The sequence below is a fragment of the Natrinema sp. 1APR25-10V2 genome (assembly GCF_031626495.1).
Lineage (GTDB): Archaea > Halobacteriota > Halobacteria > Halobacteriales > Natrialbaceae > Natrinema.
In genome coordinates this window covers 184,318-202,842 of sequence record NZ_JAMQOJ010000009.1, presented here as the reverse complement: position 1 = coordinate 202,842, position 18,525 = coordinate 184,318, and the positions used below count along the sequence as shown (strand labels likewise).

The 18,525-nt window shown below is 56.9% G+C and carries 13 protein-coding genes; 6 read left to right on the top strand and 7 right to left on the bottom strand.

The features are described 5' to 3' along the window. Positions 1-82: 82 nt before the first annotated feature. The 3 genes from NDO75_RS25305 to NDO75_RS25295 form a co-directional block, all read right to left on the bottom strand. Complete coding sequence (locus tag NDO75_RS25305) at positions 83-388, bottom strand: hypothetical protein (protein WP_310909351.1); 306 nt, start codon at positions 386-388, stop codon at positions 83-85. A 2-nt stretch (positions 389-390) separates the two neighbouring features. Then, positions 391-1,335 carry a hypothetical protein gene (locus tag NDO75_RS25300; protein WP_310909350.1) on the bottom strand — a complete coding sequence of 315 codons (945 nt, stop codon included), beginning with the start codon at positions 1,333-1,335 and terminating at the stop codon, positions 391-393. A gap of 998 nt (positions 1,336-2,333) precedes the next feature. Then, the gene (locus tag NDO75_RS25295; RefSeq protein ID WP_310909349.1) at positions 2,334-3,215 is read right to left on the bottom strand and encodes a hypothetical protein; all 882 of its coding nucleotides are present in this window, start codon (positions 3,213-3,215) and stop codon (positions 2,334-2,336) included. 146 nt (positions 3,216-3,361) lie between these two features. Between NDO75_RS25295 and NDO75_RS25290 the strand changes: the two genes are divergently transcribed. Further along, positions 3,362-4,048 (top strand): SOS response-associated peptidase, encoded by a 687-nt coding sequence (locus NDO75_RS25290; protein ID WP_310909348.1) that lies wholly within the window; start codon positions 3,362-3,364, stop codon positions 4,046-4,048. 18 nt (positions 4,049-4,066) lie between these two features. Here NDO75_RS25290 and NDO75_RS25285 read toward each other — a convergent pair whose 3' ends face one another. From NDO75_RS25285 to NDO75_RS25270, 4 genes are all read right to left on the bottom strand, one after another. Next, the gene (locus tag NDO75_RS25285; RefSeq protein ID WP_310909347.1) at positions 4,067-5,095 is read right to left on the bottom strand and encodes an orc1/cdc6 family replication initiation protein; all 1,029 of its coding nucleotides are present in this window, start codon (positions 5,093-5,095) and stop codon (positions 4,067-4,069) included. Positions 5,096-5,254: 159 nt separating this feature from the next. Next, complete coding sequence (locus NDO75_RS25280; RefSeq protein WP_310909346.1) at positions 5,255-5,614, bottom strand: hypothetical protein; 360 nt, start codon at positions 5,612-5,614, stop codon at positions 5,255-5,257. A 45-nt stretch (positions 5,615-5,659) separates the two neighbouring features. Beyond that, a complete protein-coding gene (locus NDO75_RS25275) occupies positions 5,660-6,115 on the bottom strand; it encodes a hypothetical protein (protein ID WP_310909345.1) in 456 nt (151 codons plus the stop codon). Between the two features lie 139 nt (positions 6,116-6,254). After that, complete coding sequence (locus NDO75_RS25270; protein ID WP_310909344.1) at positions 6,255-7,157, bottom strand: hypothetical protein; 903 nt, start codon at positions 7,155-7,157, stop codon at positions 6,255-6,257. Positions 7,158-7,366: 209 nt separating this feature from the next. Between NDO75_RS25270 and NDO75_RS25265 the strand changes: the two genes are divergently transcribed. Genes NDO75_RS25265 through NDO75_RS25245 form a run of 5 tightly spaced genes read left to right on the top strand, consistent with a single transcriptional unit; the run spans position 7,367 to position 18,394 of the window. Further along, a complete protein-coding gene (locus NDO75_RS25265; protein ID WP_014053325.1) occupies positions 7,367-7,594 on the top strand; it encodes a hypothetical protein in 228 nt (75 codons plus the stop codon). Next, positions 7,587-10,886: a DUF499 domain-containing protein gene (locus NDO75_RS25260; RefSeq protein WP_310909343.1), complete on the top strand. Its 3,300-nt coding sequence runs from the start codon at positions 7,587-7,589 to the stop codon at positions 10,884-10,886. The genes NDO75_RS25265 and NDO75_RS25260 overlap by 8 nt, the downstream gene beginning before the upstream one ends. Beyond that, positions 10,886-11,527 (top strand): hypothetical protein, encoded by a 642-nt coding sequence (locus NDO75_RS25255; protein WP_004594464.1) that lies wholly within the window; start codon positions 10,886-10,888, stop codon positions 11,525-11,527. Before NDO75_RS25260 ends, NDO75_RS25255 begins: the two co-directional genes overlap by 1 nt. Positions 11,528-11,534: 7 nt before the next feature. Further along, on the top strand, positions 11,535-14,426 hold the full coding sequence (locus tag NDO75_RS25250; RefSeq protein WP_310909342.1) for a DUF1156 domain-containing protein: 2,892 nt from the start codon (positions 11,535-11,537) through the stop codon (positions 14,424-14,426). Between the two features lie 17 nt (positions 14,427-14,443). Beyond that, positions 14,444-18,394, top strand: a complete 3,951-nt coding sequence (locus NDO75_RS25245) for a helicase-related protein (protein WP_310909341.1) — start codon at positions 14,444-14,446, stop codon at positions 18,392-18,394. Positions 18,395-18,525: the final 131 nt, after the last annotated feature.

Sequence of the window (18,525 nt, the reverse complement as noted above, 5' to 3'; positions counted from 1 at the left end):
TCGGTTGCGACGGCGCCGTCGGCGGTTGCCTCCCACTCCAGGACGCGGCCGTCGTCCAGAAAGTCGATACTGAACGGCATCGTCACGGGTTCGCGTCCGGTGGAGCGCCCTCCTGGTCATCGCCTGTCGCGACCGCGGCTTCTAGTTTCTCGAGGCGTTCCTCGTGGTCGTCGAGGCGGCCCTCCTGTTCGAGATCGATGCTGAACAGCGCCGGTAATAGCGGGTTCTGGTGGTTCAACAGCCCACTCGCGTCGGCGTGCTCGCGGGCGTACTCGAACAGCCGGTCGAATCGCGGCTGGTCGCGACGCCGCAGTGCCCGGCGGAACTCCGCCCAGCGCTCTTCGATGGCCCGCAGCGCATCTCGGTACGTCGGGTTCGTACGACCCATCGCTATCGGCCTCCTGTCCCGGTCGCAGTCCACGCATCGAGCAAGGGGTCGGCGGTGGCCGCCACCGTCTCACCGTCAGCTGTGACACCTGTCCCGACACCCTCCGGGGTGGGCGTCGACGGCGCCAGCGTCGTCGGTTCCACGCCGACCTGCGTGGCGCGTGCCGCGAGCAGCTGGCGCCAGTACGCGAACGTCGTCTGGTAGTACGCGCCGTCGTCGACGGGATAGACGAGCGTCTCGAAGTCCTCGCCGACGACCCGTGGGCCCATCCGGGTCTGCTCGCACTCTAGGTGATCGTCGGCGACCGTCGCGATTGACTCGGTGAATTCGTTTCGTTCGTTTCGCGTAACGAGCACCGGGATGTCGTACCCATCGGCGTAGGTCGCCAACCGGGCGAGAGTTCGAGCCTGAAGGGTTTTCGCGTGGGTCTCGCCGAGGGTATCGTCGCCGCGGTACTGGACGTCGACGGCCGGCGCGACGATGAGGGCGGGCGTGTGGGGCGACGTGTCTTCGTCACGACCTGGCGCCACTCGACTGGACGCCCCGGCATCGACGGTGGACATCTGGATCGACTTGTTCACTGCCGTAGGGAGATCACAGACGGCGCCGTAGTGCTGGTAGGCGGTGAATCCGCGGGCGACGTGGATTCGGTTGAGTAACCGTTGACTGGGCGCGATCTGGGCGAGTGTCGTTGTCGTCGCGTGACCATTTGCGTCGACCCAGAAGGCGGGCCCGTCGTGTAGGAGGAGATGGTCGAGCACGAGCGACTGCAGGATCGGGACGCCGCGGCCTCCCTCGACATCGAGCAGCGTGATGCCGTCCTCGAGTGACGGCAACAACATCTCGTCCGTAGCCGGATCGGTTTGGTCAGCAAGGGCCTGATTGCGGTCAGCTCCCCGTGTCGGCTGGTCCACCGCCAATCGGTTCGACGTTGAATGTTCTCCCATACTCGACTAGAGGTCTACATTCCCGATAAGCCGCGGCGTGTCGCTTCCGCGTTTCAGGGAACTCGATGTGATCCCCTCCAATACCGGTACAGTCCCAAGTAGTCTCTGTTTGGATGCCGTTTCCGAGAATAGTTCCTGAATCCAGCGTTCTCCCTGTTAACCAACACTGGTGCGTATCGACGGCGGTATGTTGGTTAATCCTTCACAGCTACAGTCTCGAGCCTGACTGCTCGGTATGTTAATGCTCAACGCCACGTTGGAAGAGGTGCTCTATGAGTTACCCACAAACCCACGTCGACCACCGAAACCCCGATCACCACGAGTCAATCCACCCAACTCGAAATATCGCGAACGCCCACGTTGTTGCCGGGGAATTCCTCACTTCACGGTACCACGATGCGCTTCAAACTGTTCTCCATCCCCTCGGCGAGTCTCTGGACACCAAAGACCAACATGCGCTCAACGACCTTGGCATCGTCCATGCTACTGGTTCCTTGAACGAGCTATCTCCTATTGTTCGCACATACGTTAAACTCGACGAGTATTGGACACGCACCCATCGTACTGCGCTCAACGAATTATTCGCTGATCGACGTGCTCACGTCCTGAGTTGCTGTACACGGTTCCTTTCTGAGTTCTCTCGACATACACTCGAAGTCGAATCTGGTCGTTCCGGAACTGCGCTGGATACTACACTTGCTCCACTTCTCGAAAGCGGTTTTCTCTCACACACAGATGATGAGAAAACGCCATATTCTGTTGATGAACACCACGCGCTGTATCGACCGACTGAACCGCTCTTGGACGCACTTCTTGACCAAGCAGCTGTTCTCTGTGAGCTTCTGCCCCCGACCGAGCTCTAATCGGTCGATTCAGAGCCTTTTCGGCTCTGTAGAAAACGACTGCCTGCCGGAAGGGGTCATCATCGGCCGCACATCCACGGGAAGAACTACCGGGCTGCGGCTATCGCCGCTGGAATAACCGAGGGGAATCTAGTCTCACTCCTCAACCATCCGATCAAACAGCGACCGACATCGCTCACCGGCGTCTGTGAAGGATTGATACTCGATCTGCGTGTCGATTAGGTGAGTGTAGGAGAGCCAGCCGTCACAAATCTCGCCAACGTCGTAATACTCCTCATCCAGCCATTGCCCCATCGCAAAGCCCTGGTTGATCTGTTCCTCGCAGTATATTCCAAGAATCAGGACTGCATCCTCGGGAGCGCGATCGCGGGCCTCCTCAAACTTGCTCTTGAGTTTGCGGTCGATGGAGTTCTGCGTGGTCTTCGGAAGCCCCCACCCGAAACTGTCGGACAGAGAATCAGCAAAATCCGGCTTCGTCACCTCGATCCACACGTCTTCCTCTTCCGTCGTCAAGCGCAGATCAAAATCCTTCTCGCCAACATACGCGTTCAACGACACGCGTTCACGCCCGTAAACTGTCCGCAGGTGATACAACAGCACGAGTTCCGCAAAGACGGAATTGATGCGGTCGACATCCTCCTTCCGCAGCTCGTTGAACCAGTCCTTCGTCGCGTCCGCCTCATTGTCTACCACCGTCAGGCACTCATCGATCACCTCCAGATCGCGCCGCTTGAACTTCCCCAGAAGCCTCTCGCCCTGCACGTGGCCATCGCCAAGGAACTCGTCGATGTTCGGATAGCCTCGAGGTGACGGGTATAGCTTCGAGTGTCTGTAATCCGTAGCAAGGACACGCTCCCAGCCGAACGAGAAAAGCGTGTACGTGTAGTCGTTAACCTCGTCGGCCTCTGAAACGCTCAGGATCTCGCAACCGAAGCGATGCGTCCGCCCCTCGGAATCCCCGTCGTGACGAACATGGACTACCTCACCGGGTTCGTACGGCATCTCAGCCGGTTCCATTAATAAGCGGAACGGGTTGCTGGTTTATAACCTCTGTAACTGTACTTACCGACCATCCCCAAATCTACCATTAAACGAGGGAGCAACAGAACCAGCCCTTCACATTTCCAGATACGTTGAAGACTCTCCCGGTCGGATCCAGATGTATGTGTGGCCGGAACTCGCTCTTCATCGACCAGGCTGACCTCGAGGCTCGCTTCGACGCCGAGGTCGTCGCAGACGGCGGGTATACACCCCGATACAACATCGCGCCTGGCGAGGATCTCTACATCATCACGAACGTGGCCTCCGACGAGATCGACGCCTATCACTGGGGATTGATTCCGTTCTGGGCGGACGAGCCCGAGGAGGGCATCATCAACGCTCGTTCCGAGACGGCCGACGAGAAACGTGTCTTCGAGCGGGCGTGGGAAACCCGTCCCTGTTTGGTCCTCTCGTCAGGGTTCTACGAGTGGAAATCCCCGAACGGCGGTTCGAAACAGCCCTACCGGATTCACCGCGAGGACGACCCCGCGTTCGCGATGGCCGGGCTCTGGGACGTCTGGGAGGGCGACGACGAGACTATTTCGTGCGTCACGATTCTCACGACGGAGCCGAACGACCTGATGAACTCAATCCACGATCGGATGCCGGTCGTCCTCCCGAGGGACGCCGAATCCGACTGGCTCGCGGCAGATCCGGACACCTGCAAGGAACTGTGCCAGCCGTATCCGAAAGAGGATCTAGACGCGTACGAGATTTCGACGCGAGTCAACAACCCTGGCAACGACGATCCACAGGTCATCGAGCCGCTGGACCACGAGCAATCGGGCCTCGGCGAGTTCAGTTCGTGATAGGTGGCGGCGTCACGGTCACTGCATCGGCGACGCCGCTGCCGAATCGACGAGCGAGTACTCTCGGTCCCGACTCGTCCCTTCCGCCTGGAGGAGGTTGTACTGCTCCATCTTCGAGAGGTACGTGCGGATAGTCCGTTTCGTCCGCGGATCATCGACGTCCTCGGAATAGCGTTCGTGGATCTCGCTCGGTCCGACGGGGCCGTGCTCGCGAACGATGTCGTAGACGACGCGCTGGTGCGGCGTGAGCGAGTCGAGGCTCTTCTGCTTGATTTGGGCCCGAGCATCCTCGGCGGCGTCCAGGAGAATGTCGTCGGTGATGCGCTCGTGGTTCTCGCGATCGGCCTTGCCGGCGGCCGTTCGGAGGATGCCGATTGCGAGGCGGGCGTCGCCGGCGGCCGCGTCGGCGATCCGGTAGAGTTGGTCGTCGGTGATGACGTCCTCGTCGAGTCCCCACTTCGCCCGCGCACTCAGGATATCGTACAGCTGCTCGTCGTGGTACTTGTCCATCCGGACGTGTTCGCTGGAGCGCAGCCGGCTCACGAGACGGTCGTCGACGCGGCTGAACAGCTCTTCTTCCTTGTTTGCGATGCAGATGATCGCGAACTGCGGGAGGCTGTGGAGGTCGTAGATAACGCTGGGGTCTTCGAGCTGGTCGACCTCATCGAGGATGACGACGGTTCGCGGGCCGTCGTGTTGTTGGAGCCGGTCGACGAGTTCGTCGTGGGGCGTCGACTGCCGGTGGATGTCGATGGTCGCGCCGAGGTCGTCGAGAATCTGGTAGAGCGTCCGAAATCGGGTGTAGTTACGCCAGCAGTTGACGTAGGTGGCCTCGACGTCGAGCACCTCCTCACGTAGGCGCTCGGTGACGAATTGCGAGATGCACGTCTTGCCGGCGCCGCTAGGTCCGGTGACGATAGCCGTGTCGGCGGGTTCACCGTTCGTGATGGGCTCAAGGACACTAGAGAGGTGGTTGACTTCGGCGTCGCGATGCTCAACTTCCCGAGGGATGAACCCGGCCCGGAGAACGCGAGCATCGCGGATCATCTTTGCTTGATAGACTGGTTTTCTGGCTAGTACTAAAAACGTGACCGGGTTGCTTCCGGAAACACCCCATTTACCCCTCTCGAAACTAACTAAATCCTCGCGCAGTAAGGCGATTCCTGTTCGTGGAAATTCAAGGCTTCCGGGATTTCCGGAATTAGGTCACGGGCGGGAACTCGTCACACCGGGATTTTGCCAGTCGTCGGCTTCGTGTTCACTCCAGGGGATGAGGTATACTCCGTTGTCAGCGCGACTTTGACAGTCCAACTCATCCATCAGGTTATTCCACCGTTCTTCGATCGTATTGCCGGACTGCTCGAGGAGTGACTTATCGAGTTCGTCGATCAGCTGCTCTTGGAGTTTCTGGTTTCGTTCACTTCCGTACTCGCCAAAGACATCCTCATATCCTTCTCCTCGGAGTAGTCGAACGAGTGTCGTGATACGGAGGGCCCGGTCCTCGCTTATATCAAACTCCTCTTCTAGCCGCATACACATCCTGCCAGCCCAATCAGATGCGCCCATACTCCCCCTCTTGTCGTCAGTATAATAGATGTTCGTGGGCCCAGACTAGAAGCAGTCAGGACATTCCCATGCATACCCTAGACTCTTGCGCCGGTCGCTTTTTGGCATTTGAAGGGACTCACAGAGGCCGCAGGTCTTGAATTCAGACTCAGGAATTAGTTCTATGAGCTCCTCCTTCCAGATCCGAATTTCAGCCGTCTTGATGTTGTTTCGTTCGTTCTCTACTGTGGAACTGTTCCTGTTGAATTCCCACTCTCGATTTTCGTTACGGCGCCATTCAGCCAATATTCGGAGAACCTCGTCTTGTTCGTCCACGCCATCAAGATCCTCCTGGCAATCCTCCACGACATCGCGCCGAATTTTCGGTTCCACCTTGTCCCAAACCGCGGGTGTGCTTCCATCTCCTTCGTGCCGCTCTTCCTGGCGTTTTTGCTCCTCTTCCAGCTCCTCGATTCTGGCATCAAGAGACTCTCGTATCGGGGTGAGATCGGGGATGCTCATACAAAATACCACGACTGGAACGTCATAATATTCTGGTGCTGTACCGCTTCTGTCTGGTTTAAACAGGTGTTCCGGACCGCCTGATTCTATCGTGTTCCGCTATTCACGATCAGCGATTCAGCTCGAATTGACACTATTCTCAGGGAATCAGGTGTCGTTTGACTTCTCTGGAACAATGGTTGCAGAGTGCCGCTGGTATCGGGAGCGTATCTGGGGAGAATTGCCGGGTGTCGCCTGAACGGGCTTCATGACCACAGACGGTCGTCCCAGTTTCATTCCGTACGAGGTGGTACTTCGCCTTCCCAGATTGGCGGAGCGAGAACGCAGATTCGTCTTCTGTGGGATAATCGTCGTCTACAATATCTTCGACCGTTGCCGAGGTAATCCAGTATCTGCTGAGATCCGTCCACCAGGTGTTTGAGCATCGAATCTGCTGGCGGAAGAGCTGCCGGTAATCAACCGTGAACCGTTGCGAATCCTGCTGAATGAGGTCATCGGTATGGAACTCGAGCGTCCGTGGGGATCGCTCTCCCCTGTTTGATTCAGGCTCCAACTCGATGGTCCACTCCGTTTTGACGTACGCCCCACCGGTGTATTCGACAGTGTCTGCGCTTACAGACTTGGTACGGTCACGAAGCCAACGAACGGTCGGTGGACGGAGCTTCTCAGTGAGTTGCTCTGAGAAGATGTCGTGAAGTAGTTCATCCGTGGCGAGAGCGTCTTGGAGGGCGGTTCCGAGCTCCTGAGGTGCCGTCTGGTTCGTATAGTTCTCTGCCTGTGCGATGAGTGTCTCTCGAGCTTCGGCAATCCCATCGACGGTCAACCAGAATCCGTACGGTTCGTGACCATCCGTGAGCACTTCGCCATCGGTGAGCCGAACCAGCATCGGCCGGATATGGTCAGGTGCCGGAAACAGATGTAACTGGTATTGGTTGGTGACCGGGACTACTGGATAGGGGAACTCTTCTCTAGAGGGTAATTCCCCCTCTTTACGGGGAATGGAGAAGTCTTTGAGGTCTGCTAGCGGGACGTGCCTCGGCATACAATCCGGGATACGATTCCAGTACGTTCCATATCGGTGGTCGCGAGGACCGCGATTAATTTGCATTGTGGGTAGACCGATTAGCCCCAGTCACTTAGTATTCAGGGGGTAGTGGGGGGAGGGCATATAGAAGGAGTAACACACTCCAAATCGGGAACTTAGACTAAGTAAAGGTTATAACATTCCCGCTAAGTGATGTGACTATCCAGATGACTCAGAAGACAATTGGACAGAACACCGGTCAATCGGGCCGGGTGAATTTGTCGGGACCTGAACTCGACCAATTCGATGCGGAGGTTGGGGACGCCATCAAGGTCGATGTCGCCGAATCGAAGGGAATCGCCAAGGCGATTATCGAGAACAGCACGGAGAGTGAGTTCGTGATCGTGTCCAAACCAGCAGCTGATTCATCACCCACGGAGGAAATCGATGAGTAGCAAGTACCCCTCTCTATTCGAGAGCTGTCAGCCACGAGACGATGTCTTAGACGGCTCGCTCCAAGAGGAACAGTTCGCTGCGAAACTCTCGACTGTCGTCCACAACCCTGAGAAGGCAGCACCCGTCTATCGAGACCCTCACTCGTTCTACGATATGACCTACCCCACGGAGGGGCTCCGTACGCTGCTCTCCAATCTCACGGGCCGTTTCTTGGCAACGACAGAGTACGATCCGGGAACATACACCTCAAGTATTCTCTGTCTCGATACGCGATTCGGTGGTGGGAAAACGCACGACCTCATCGCTTCGTACCATCTTGCTGAGAACCCCGTAGATATTGACGACCTCTCGCACTACCTGCTGGACGGCGACGAGGAGCTTGCGGCCGACTATCAAGATGCGGTAGCAGAGGGCCTCGATATTGCGACGGGAGTCTTCATCGGAACGAAGGCTGATAGCAAGGATGCCCGCCATGCCGACGACGATCCGGATGCCCCGAATACTCGGACGATGTGGGGTGAACTCGCGTACCAGCTCTATGGGCTTGAGGGCTACGAGTACCTCAAGGACTACGACCAAGACCGGGACGCCCCCGGTGAGGGGACGCTCTCGAAACTCTTCGCCCAGCATGACCAGCCGGCTCTCATTCTGATCGACGAAATCGCCGACTACATGAACAAAGCCGCGGGCACGCCTGTCGGTGACAAGACGCTCGCCGATCAGACGCTTTCGTTCGTGATGGCGCTCCTCGAAGCGGCTGCCGAATCCGAGCACGTCACGGTTGTCTACTCTATCGCGGATACGGCATTCGGTGAACAGGCTGACCGGGTTCGTGATGGCGTCCGTGACCATATCGAGGAGGTCAATGAGATTGGCCGGCGGCAGCACAAGACGGTCACACCGACCGACGAAAACGAGATCGGACAAGTCCTTCAGCACCGACTCTTCTCGGAAGTTCCAGAAAACGCCGCGCGCGAAGCCGCCGACTCATACTTCCAATTCTATGACCAGGAAGACCGGCAGTATCCACAGGAAGCCACCGACGCTGGCTACGTGGATGTCCTCGCTCGCGAATACCCCTTCCATCCCTCCTTAATCGACGCTCTCACGGACAAGATCGATACGATACCTCGATTCCAGCGCACGCGTGATGCCCTCCGCTTGCTTGCTCGAGCCGTCTACTACCTCTGGAATCACCAGCCCGACAGTTACGACCGTCACTGGATTCGTATCTACGACCTCACAGTCGCTGATGACGATCCTGGTGGTGGGATTCAGACTATCCTTCGTGAGCGCCTATTCGACTTCGTCGATCTGGGTCCCGCAGTGACCGCCGACATCTACGACGACGATGGTACCGCGCACGCCCAGCTTGAGGATCGGAAATGGACCGAAAACGGTCTCCCGCCCCTCGGAACCCATCTGACAACGACAGTTCTCTGGCACAGCCTCGCATATGGTGAACAGGCCGCTGGCCTAACCCACGCCGATTTGAACCTCGCCATCGGTCATCCCGATCTGAACTTCGACGACTACGATGCCGCCCTATCGGCACTCCGGGGCGACGATATGGATGTCGCGTGTTACTTCCTCTACGAGGAAGAGCGCCTCCGATTCAAGCAAGAACCAAACCTGATCCGGATCATCGACCAGCGGATCGAGTCTACCCCCGAAGCGAGCGCTCATTCGCGTTTCCAGAACCGTCTCACCTCGAAGGAAACCGGCGATGGTGGCTTCCAGCCGGTGGAATTCCCTGAATCGCCGGCGGACTTACCGGATACCCCGGATACGCCGAAGCTCGCGGTGATGCATCCGGACACCGCTGCTGTCGAAGACGGCGGCGATACGCCGCCGAACCGGGTGACTCAGCTCTACGAGCAGCAAGCCGCAAAACACGAGGGAGAGACTGAGACGCGAATCTACAAGAACTACGCTCTGTTCCTCGCCCCTGACGCTGATCGGATGGATGCTGCAATCGACGAGGCTCGGCGTCTCGAGGCTATCGAGGCCCTGCTTGATAGCCCTGAACAGAAAGCCGACCTCTCCTCGGAACAAATCGAGGAGCTTCGAGAACGGAGCGACGAGGCACAGCTGATGCTCGGAGAGCTCGTTCGGAACGTCTACCGGCACCTCTACTACCCTGACCGGGACGGGCTTACCCACGTCACCATCGGTGCGACCGAATCCAACGGCGGGACGACACTGGTCGACGCTGTCCAGACAACGCTCGAGGATAAGATCGTGAAACGCGACGCCGGCGCTCGTGGGTCCGCTCACGTCCAACAGAAACTCTGGCAGCAGACCCAGGACGCTATGTCCACCGAAGCGCTGGTCAACCAATACGCGAAGAAGCCGGGGCTGGACTACCTCTTCAGCACAAAACCGATTCGAGAGACTGTCTCCTCCCTCGTTAGTGACCACGGGTACGCATACTGGGATGGCGAGTCTGGGACAGCGTACTGGGTCGGGACAACGGAGCCTGAAACGTGGCCGCATCCGGAACCGTTCGCGAAATCTCCCGATGTCGAGACCTCGATTCGGGACAGCGATGTCCAAATCGGGAGTGCCTTCGTCGTTTATCGAGATATTGACGCGCTCGTCGACGACCACCTCGACGAAATCAACCGGCCAGAACAGACGGTTGCTACCTGTGTCGAGTGTGGGGCGGAGGTTGAAAACCCAGAAGGAAGCGAACCCTACTACTGTGAGGAACACCAGTCCGATACGACCTGTAGCTCCTGCGGAAAAGAGGTCGCTAGCGAGCAGCTGCTGGACGCACGCGGACGCTGCGAGGAATGCCAGCCAGACGAATCCTGGGAGGCGAGCAAGAAGATGATGTCCGCTTCGCGGGCGTTCTCAGAGGTTCGTCGCGATGCGGAATCGAAGGCCGGAACTGACCGGACGCCGCTGCTTGAAGAGGTGACCATCCAGGTCGGTGGGGACGAACCTTTCCAAGCGGCCAAGTTCATCAGTCAGCGCCCCGGATTCAAAGCCCGCGAAGACTCGGTGACGGTTCGAATGCAGTACGAAACCCGGACTGACGACGGGACGTACAGCGCGGAATTCACGGGGTCACCGAGCCGATTCCGGGACGTGATCGACCAGCCCGGCTCGTTCGGCGATGATCGAGAGACCATCCAGTTCCGCTTCCAGTTTGACGAGCCCGAACCGATCACAAACGAGGGCGACGACCTCCTCGCTGCCCTCGATAATGACCTCGATTCGGGCAACATCGACGTCCGGGTCGAAGGGCGTGGCCCGATCCGGTCGAGTTCGGAGGTGACGGTCTGATGGCGAGTCGCGGTTCGGAATTTGAGACCTCACCCGCCGAGGGAACAGAGGAGGATCGGCTGGTTCGCTACGGGACGAGTATGTTCGGTGGACGCCCAACGTTCACGCTCGTCCGACGAGAGACAGACGGTGGCGGAGAGTGGACGCTCCACGAACTACTCCCTCGCGAACAGGCTGAAGCCCGCCGTGATCGCCTGGAGCGGGATGGTCGTTCGCTGAGTATCACACCAGTCGAGGATCTCGTCTCGGACATCGCTGGGGACGACCTCCTTTCCAAGCTCGATGGCTGGACGTGGGATGAGTGGGCCGGCGCAAAGGTCGCACGACTTGACCCGACCCGCGTCCGTGCGCTCCAGGACGTCGTCAGGGAGGCGATTGAGGGCACGCCAGGAGATTCATCAGAAGTTCTCACTGGGGGGGCTGGATTCGTGTTCCTACCCGAGACGGCAGGCGTCCGGCTTGCTGTTGCCTTCCGTGGCGTGAAGCCGATCCAGCGTATCGACCGGATGCGGTCGCTGGCTCGAGGCGTTGCACGGATGAGCGATGAGGAGTGTTACTACTGGTACGCAAAGTGTCGGTCTCCGTCGAGTCCGAACGGCGAAAAGGCCCTTCGAGTGTTGCTGACAGACCATATTGAGTGATCTAACTATGAGCCAAAATCCCGAAAACCAGGATAGTGATTCGGAGATGAAGCGTGTCGCAATTGAGGGGACACTTCCCCTGAAAGCGGTTGGTATTGAGAATCTCAAGGAAGCAAACCCGAACCGGATGCCTCCTCATCGTTATCTCCATCCATGGTTTGCTCGTCGTCCTACCCCTGTATCTAGATTGGCAACACTCTCGTCAGTTTTACCTCCAGATATTGACGCCAATACTATCCTTGATTGGATGCAAATCGGCCCTCGTGACGATATTGATGTCGATATTGAAGAGTACGTGGCCGAGCGAAAGAGGACTGAGGGAGAGCGTACTGGAACTCTAGACGATCATTATGGCTATCCCCGTCCGTATTCTCAGACTCCCACTTCTTCTGAAATGGGTGAGATTCATTCCCTTCTTAGAGATCATTGGGATGGTGAACTTCCGACGGTTTTGGATCCTACAGCTGGTGGAGGAGTAATCCCTCTAGAGTCCGCTAGATACGGACTTCCCACTGTAGCAAATGAACTCAATCCAGTTCCAACTGTAATCCTGAAAGTCATCTTAGAATATGCACGGGAGGTTGGTTCCATCTCAAACGAATTGAATCGGTGGGGTGAGCAAATTAACGAACGTGCTGGTGAGCGTGTTGATTCGTATTTCCCCGGAGAGAAAGATCACCAGACACCATCTCATTACGTTAGTACGTATACTGTCGATTGTCCCGAATGTGGCTGTGATATCCCGTTAGCAAAGAAGTGGTGGCTTAGGAAAAAATCAGCTTCTGAAGGAGTAGCGGCCCGCCCGATTGTATCAGAGGATGCTTCGGAGATTAACTACGAAGTTGTCAATCTTCCGGATGATGTTTCAAAGTCTGAATTCAATCCTCAACAAGGGCCTCACACACGTAGTGGTGCTGAATGCCTGAATTGTGGGATTGTTATGGAATCCGAAGAGATTCGAATTCGCCTCCGTGATGGTGACTTTGACTATGAGCCATATGGGGTGAAATATGTTAAGGCAGGTGGGAAGACAGGATGGCGAGCCCCAAACTCTGACGACTATGAGGCCCAGGAGAAAGCTCGAGAACGGATTAATTCTGATTTTGAACTCAGTACGCTCCTTGACGTTCAGCGATATATTGGTGATGAAGATCGAGCGGGCCCATACGGTGTTACAAAATGGCGGGATGCGTTCACCCCTCGCCAGCTAGTCACCCAGTACGAATATCTTCGGACCTTCAAGGAATTTGAAGATGAAATTCTATCAGATGAGGGCGAGAACGAAGGGGAGGCAGTACTGACCGCATTGTCATTAGTAGCAAGTAAAATCGTAGACCGAAATTCCCGTTTCTCTCCACTAGATACGAGACTTGGAAACTTGGGTAATGCTCTTGGTGGAAAACATTTCACTCTTCAGTGGACCTTCGTCGAGAATAATCCTGCATTAGGATTTCAGGACTATAACGACCATCTCAATCGCGTACGAGACTCCTATGAAGAAATTGTATCGTACTATAACGATGAAGCCGCCGATGATGTCCGTGTTTCTCAAAGTGACGCAGCAAATCTGGAAATAGATTCGAATTCTGTTCAGGCCGTTATCATCGATCCACCATATTATGATAGTATAATTTACTCCGAGATGGCTGACATGTGCTATGTTTGGCTAAAAGAATATCTCTCCAGCATCTTCCCCGACATCTTCCGGGATGATCTGACTGACAAAGATAGTGAAGCGGTTGCCAACGTAGCCGAATACGAGGATGTGGCCTCATCCTCCGATTCAAAGTCGGATCTAGCTGCTGAGGATTATGAAAACAAAATGAAGGACATATTCCAAGAGCTCTATAGAGTCCTTCAACCAGGGGGCGTTATGACTGTGATGTTCACACATAAGGAATCTAGCGCTTGGGATACGCTCACAAATTCCCTAATTCGTTCTGGGTTTACGATAACATCCACCCATCCAATCACCAGCGAAATGCCTCATCGGACAGACACACAGGGGGGTGGATCTGCAGACAGCACACTTCTTCTGACTGGTCGTAAACCACATTCTAAAGATGAGCATAGAGACAATCAGAGTCCGACTCTTTGGAGCGATGTCCGGGCGGATACAAGAGCGGTCGCTAAGGATGCCGCTCGTGATCTCCTCGACTCAGGTCTCTCTCTCACCAAGACTGATGTGATCATATCCGCATTCGGACCGACACTCAAGGTCTACGCTGACGCCTATCCGGTTGTTGATGACCAGGATCAAGAAATCCCCCCTCGCCGTGCTTTAGAGGAGGCCCGGGAGGCTGTAACACGCGTTCTTGTCGACGAATATCTGGACGGAGAACGTCTCGGTGATTTAGACGATATTACAGAGTGGTACATCCTTTCTTGGCTAGTCCACGAATCGGACACATTCGATTACGATGATGGCCATCAGTTAGGACTCGGTCTCGGGGTTGATATCGATGATATCAAACGGTCTACAAAACTCTGGGGGAAGAAGCGTGGTGATATTCAACTGAAGACCCATGAGGATCGCGTCCAAGATATCACACTGCCCCCCGAAGAGAGATCTAACCGGACGCCCGTCGACCCTGAAGCGCTGTCCTACACGATCGCCCTCGATGCGGTTCACGCCGCAATGCTCGTTTACGAGAAGCAGGGAGAGGATGTCGCGATCGATTGGCTCAAAGAACGCAACTTCGATACAGATGCGAGCTTCAAGGCGACACTGAAAGCCCTCCTGCAAGTTCTTCCTCAGAGGAGTTCGGAATGGGAAGCCGCTCGCGACCTCGCCTTAGGTCGGACCCACGACGCGCTCGGTCTCGAATTCACCCCTACTGATTTCACTGACGTCTCAGAAGACAGGCTCGAACAGAGCGAACTTGGTGACCACGCCTAACTCGAAACTCCTCTAGTATGACTAATCTACGTGATCGCGAGTGGCAGTCCATCTACGAGAGCAAGCCCGAGCAGGGACGCGCCCATCTCGTCAAGGACTTCTACGAGCCCGCATTGGAACGCAGTCAGCAATACGACCGGATTGCGGGCTACTTCTCCAGTACGGCACTCGCGGCTGCTGCCAACGGCATTCACGCCCTCGTCGAGAACGATGGTGAAATGCGTCTCATCGTCGGCACCGAACTCTACGAGTCAGACCGTCCAGTTCTAGAGACGCTCACCGACCGTCTCGAGGAAAACCTCGAGGACCTCGATGACGAACGCCTGGATGCGAACCTCCGTATACTCGCGCGTCTCCTCCGCGAGGGCCGGATCCACATCAAGGTCGCCTATCCACGCTCTCCCTCTCACGATTGGGAGATCTTCCATCCGAAAGTTGGACTCTTCCACGATAGCGACGGAAACACAATTTCGTTCGAGGGCAGCGTCAACGAGACGGTCGGCGGCTGGGCTCGCAACTACGAGCGGTTCAAAGTTCATCGGTCGTGGGTTCCTGAACAGGCGGACTACGTCGCCGGCGACGAGGAGACCTTCGAGCGACTGTGGAGTGATGAACACCCCTTCGTCGAAGTGTATGACCTCCCCGAGGCGATCGAAGAGGACATCATCGACTGGAAAGCCCCAGACACCGAGAGCGATCTCCAGGAAGCGATTCAGATCGCGAACGGTACAGCTCCGCCGACGGAGCGCGACAAAGCGAACATCATTCAGGATGGACCGCTCTCGCCCGGTGGGCTCGCACTGGCCGAGGAAGCGAGCACGATCACGCCATGGCCGCATCAACGAGTTGTCTCGGACACACTCGTCAATACGTATCCACAGAGCTTCTTGCTGTGTGACGAGGTGGGGCTCGGGAAGACGATCGAGGCCGGTCTTACACTCTCCCGGCTTGGACTCACCGGGGAGCTTGAAACCGGGCTGTTGCTGGTTCCGGCGAGTCTGCAGCGGCAGTGGCAGGAAGAGCTCTGGGAGAAGTTCAACATCAACGCCGTCCGATTCGACCGGGACACAGCAGGCGATCACGTATTCCGGGATGTCCGCGGTCGCGACCACTATCCACCATCGGCAACGGACCTCGACCTCACTGGGGAGCCCGAATGGTCGGACAGCCCCATCTGGCGATTCCTCTACGAACAGCAGTCGACTGATACCGACGCATCGTCGCCGCTGGATGGGCCGACGGTCGTCATTATGTCCTGGCACACGGCTCGTCTCGACGACCGGTGGGATCAGGTCGCTCCCTTAGACCGGGTATCCGACCGGTCTCGGAACGTCATCCCGGCAAGCTGTCGCGGACGCGACCACGATACGGAAGAACGGATGGGCGTGTGGGACGCCGTCATCGTCGACGAGGCGCACAACGCCCGGCGTGGCAGTAATTTCTACGCTCTTCTCGAACAGCTTCGCGATTATACGCACGCCTACTACCTCTTGACGGCTACCCCGATGCAATTGCACTCTGGCGAACTCTACGATTTGATGCAGTTGCTGGATCTTCCGGGTGGTTGGGATAACCGGGATACCTTCATGGAGTTCTTCGAAACCCGAGACGGGCTGTCGCGGGCCCTCAACGAGGTTCTCGACAACCCTAGTTCAGAGTCCGACGAAGCGGAGGCTTCCTGGGACACGCAAGCCACGCTCGATGGACTGGAACACCAAGACCGGCTCCCGACGGACCGACCGTTCTCCTCAAAAGTCTTCCAGCACCTTGCAGACGAACTCGAGATCAATGAGGACGGACAGGAACGTGCCATTGCCAAAGAGCGTGTGCTGACCGCGTGCCGGCTCGCACGAGCCTATGGAGACGCCTACGACGGCTATCTCGACCATGTCGACGACGCGATGGCAGATTATGACATCGATCGCTTCGAGGCGAGCGAGGATACGAAACTCAAACGGCTCCTCTATCCTGAAGACGCCGACGAGTGGTTGATGGCGTCCCGCAGCGACCGACAGGACGCACTTGACGAACTTTCCCCGGGCGGTTGGCGAGTCATCCGCGATGTTCTCGCAGAGTCCACGCCCGTCGACGCGCTCATTCACCGGAATACACGGGATACACTCCGAAAGTACGAGGCGGTCGGTCTCCTCGATACGACCGTTCCGAACCGAAATCCCGAACAACGGAAAATCGAACTCACCGAAGAGACTCGGGCGGTCTACGACCAGATCGACGAGTACACACGTGAATTCTACAAGCGAGCCCAACAGACTGACGAAGCCCAAACACGCGCCATCGGGTTCGTGATGACCACGTACCGACAGCGACTCACGTCGAGTGTCTATGCGATCAGTCAGAGCCTGAAACACCGGCTTGAGACACTCCGGGCGCAACGAACCGTGCTTGCCGGTCGGGAGCGTGCTCGTGACCGAGACTATGGTGATGCGGAGCAGGTCGTCCTCGAAACGCTACAAAACGCGAACCTCGACGACGGGGACGTTCTGGATGAACTCGACGCTAGTAGCGACGACTTGGACCTCTCTGAACTCATCCCGAGCGTGACTGAAGAGGGGAAACAGCTTATCGAGGAAGAAATCGAGGCCCTGGAAGCGTTCGTCAACGACTTAGACTTGGTTGATACAGACCCGAAGATTCAGCAGCTGTACAACGACCTCGACGAGCTGGACCGGGCTGGTCACAACCGGGTGATTGTCTTCACGCAGTACGCGGACACAATGGACTTCATCCGGGACAGTCTCGCGGACCTTCTAGGAGCAACAATCGCGACGTACTCCGGTCGTGGCGGCGAGCTGTACGACCCCGATTCTGAAACGTGGGAGCACGTCGGGAAAGAGCGAGTGAAGCGTGAATTCTCACGTGATGATGGGCAGGTCGATATCCTCGTCTGTACCGACTCCGCGAGTGAGGGGCTAAACCTCCAGGAGTGCGGGGCGCTCATCAACTACGACCTGCCGTGGAACCCGATGCGAGTTGAACAGCGTATCGGTCGGATTGACCGTATCGGCCAACGATTCGACGAGATTCGTATTCTCAACTACAGCTACGAGGATACGGTTGAGACGGACATCTACGATCGCCTTGACGACCGGATTGGCCTCTTCGAAAACGTCGTCGGTGAGATGCAACCCATACTCTCCGGCGTCAGCCAACAGATTCGGGATGCGACCTTGAACGCCGACAGCGCTGACGACCAGTCTGCGGTCGAATCAGCTGACCGCGAGTTCTCTGAAGAACTCGAAGAACGCGATCAGGGCGACCGCGTCGATGTCGGAGAGTCACTTGAGGACGTCGACGACCTCGTCGCTCAGGACGTCGTCGACGAAGCAAAACTTGATGCGTGGCAGTCCTACAGTCACCCGGATCTCGTCGATGTCGGCGAGGAGGAATACGAGTATCAACCTCCGTTCGAGACACCAAGCCTCCAGTCAGTGTTGGTCGATAATGAGGCTCTTGCCGAGGCCGGTGTCGAATTCACTCCGGTTCACGAGATTGACTTCGAGTACGATGACGGGGACTTCGACTTTGCGGACAGTACATATCGTCTTTCAGTAGGTGATGCACCGATTGAGGTCCCAGCCGGGGATGGAGAACAGACGATTGCACAGGCTATTGCGACTGCTGCTGATGAAGTGGCGGTGACGTTCTCGGCTGTGTGTGCTGACGAGTTCCCATCGGTTCAGCATCTTGCACCAGGTCATCCACTTCTAGGACAGCTCCTCACAGTACTGCAGAATGTGAGTGAGGAGCCGTCGCGACTCCAACAGCGAATCGTGACTCGGCCCGACCAAGACCAAGAGCCAGTCGTGTGTGCGTGGGGGCGGGACGGCGTGTTTACCCGGATTGCAGGCGATGGGACTGTGACTGAAAACGGTCCGATGGATTCCCTTCCAACGTGGTGTGATCAATTCCTCGACAACCGAGAGAAGTCAACAAAACAGCCACAGTAGCTGGGTAGTTTTGTAAGCGATACTGGAACAGTTAGCTGTTGACTTGCTTGGTCGAGAAGGATACGATGTCGATCCAACCGGCGTGAGGGTCCGGATGTCGGGAGAGATGCACTTTTTGAACGCTCGGGAAA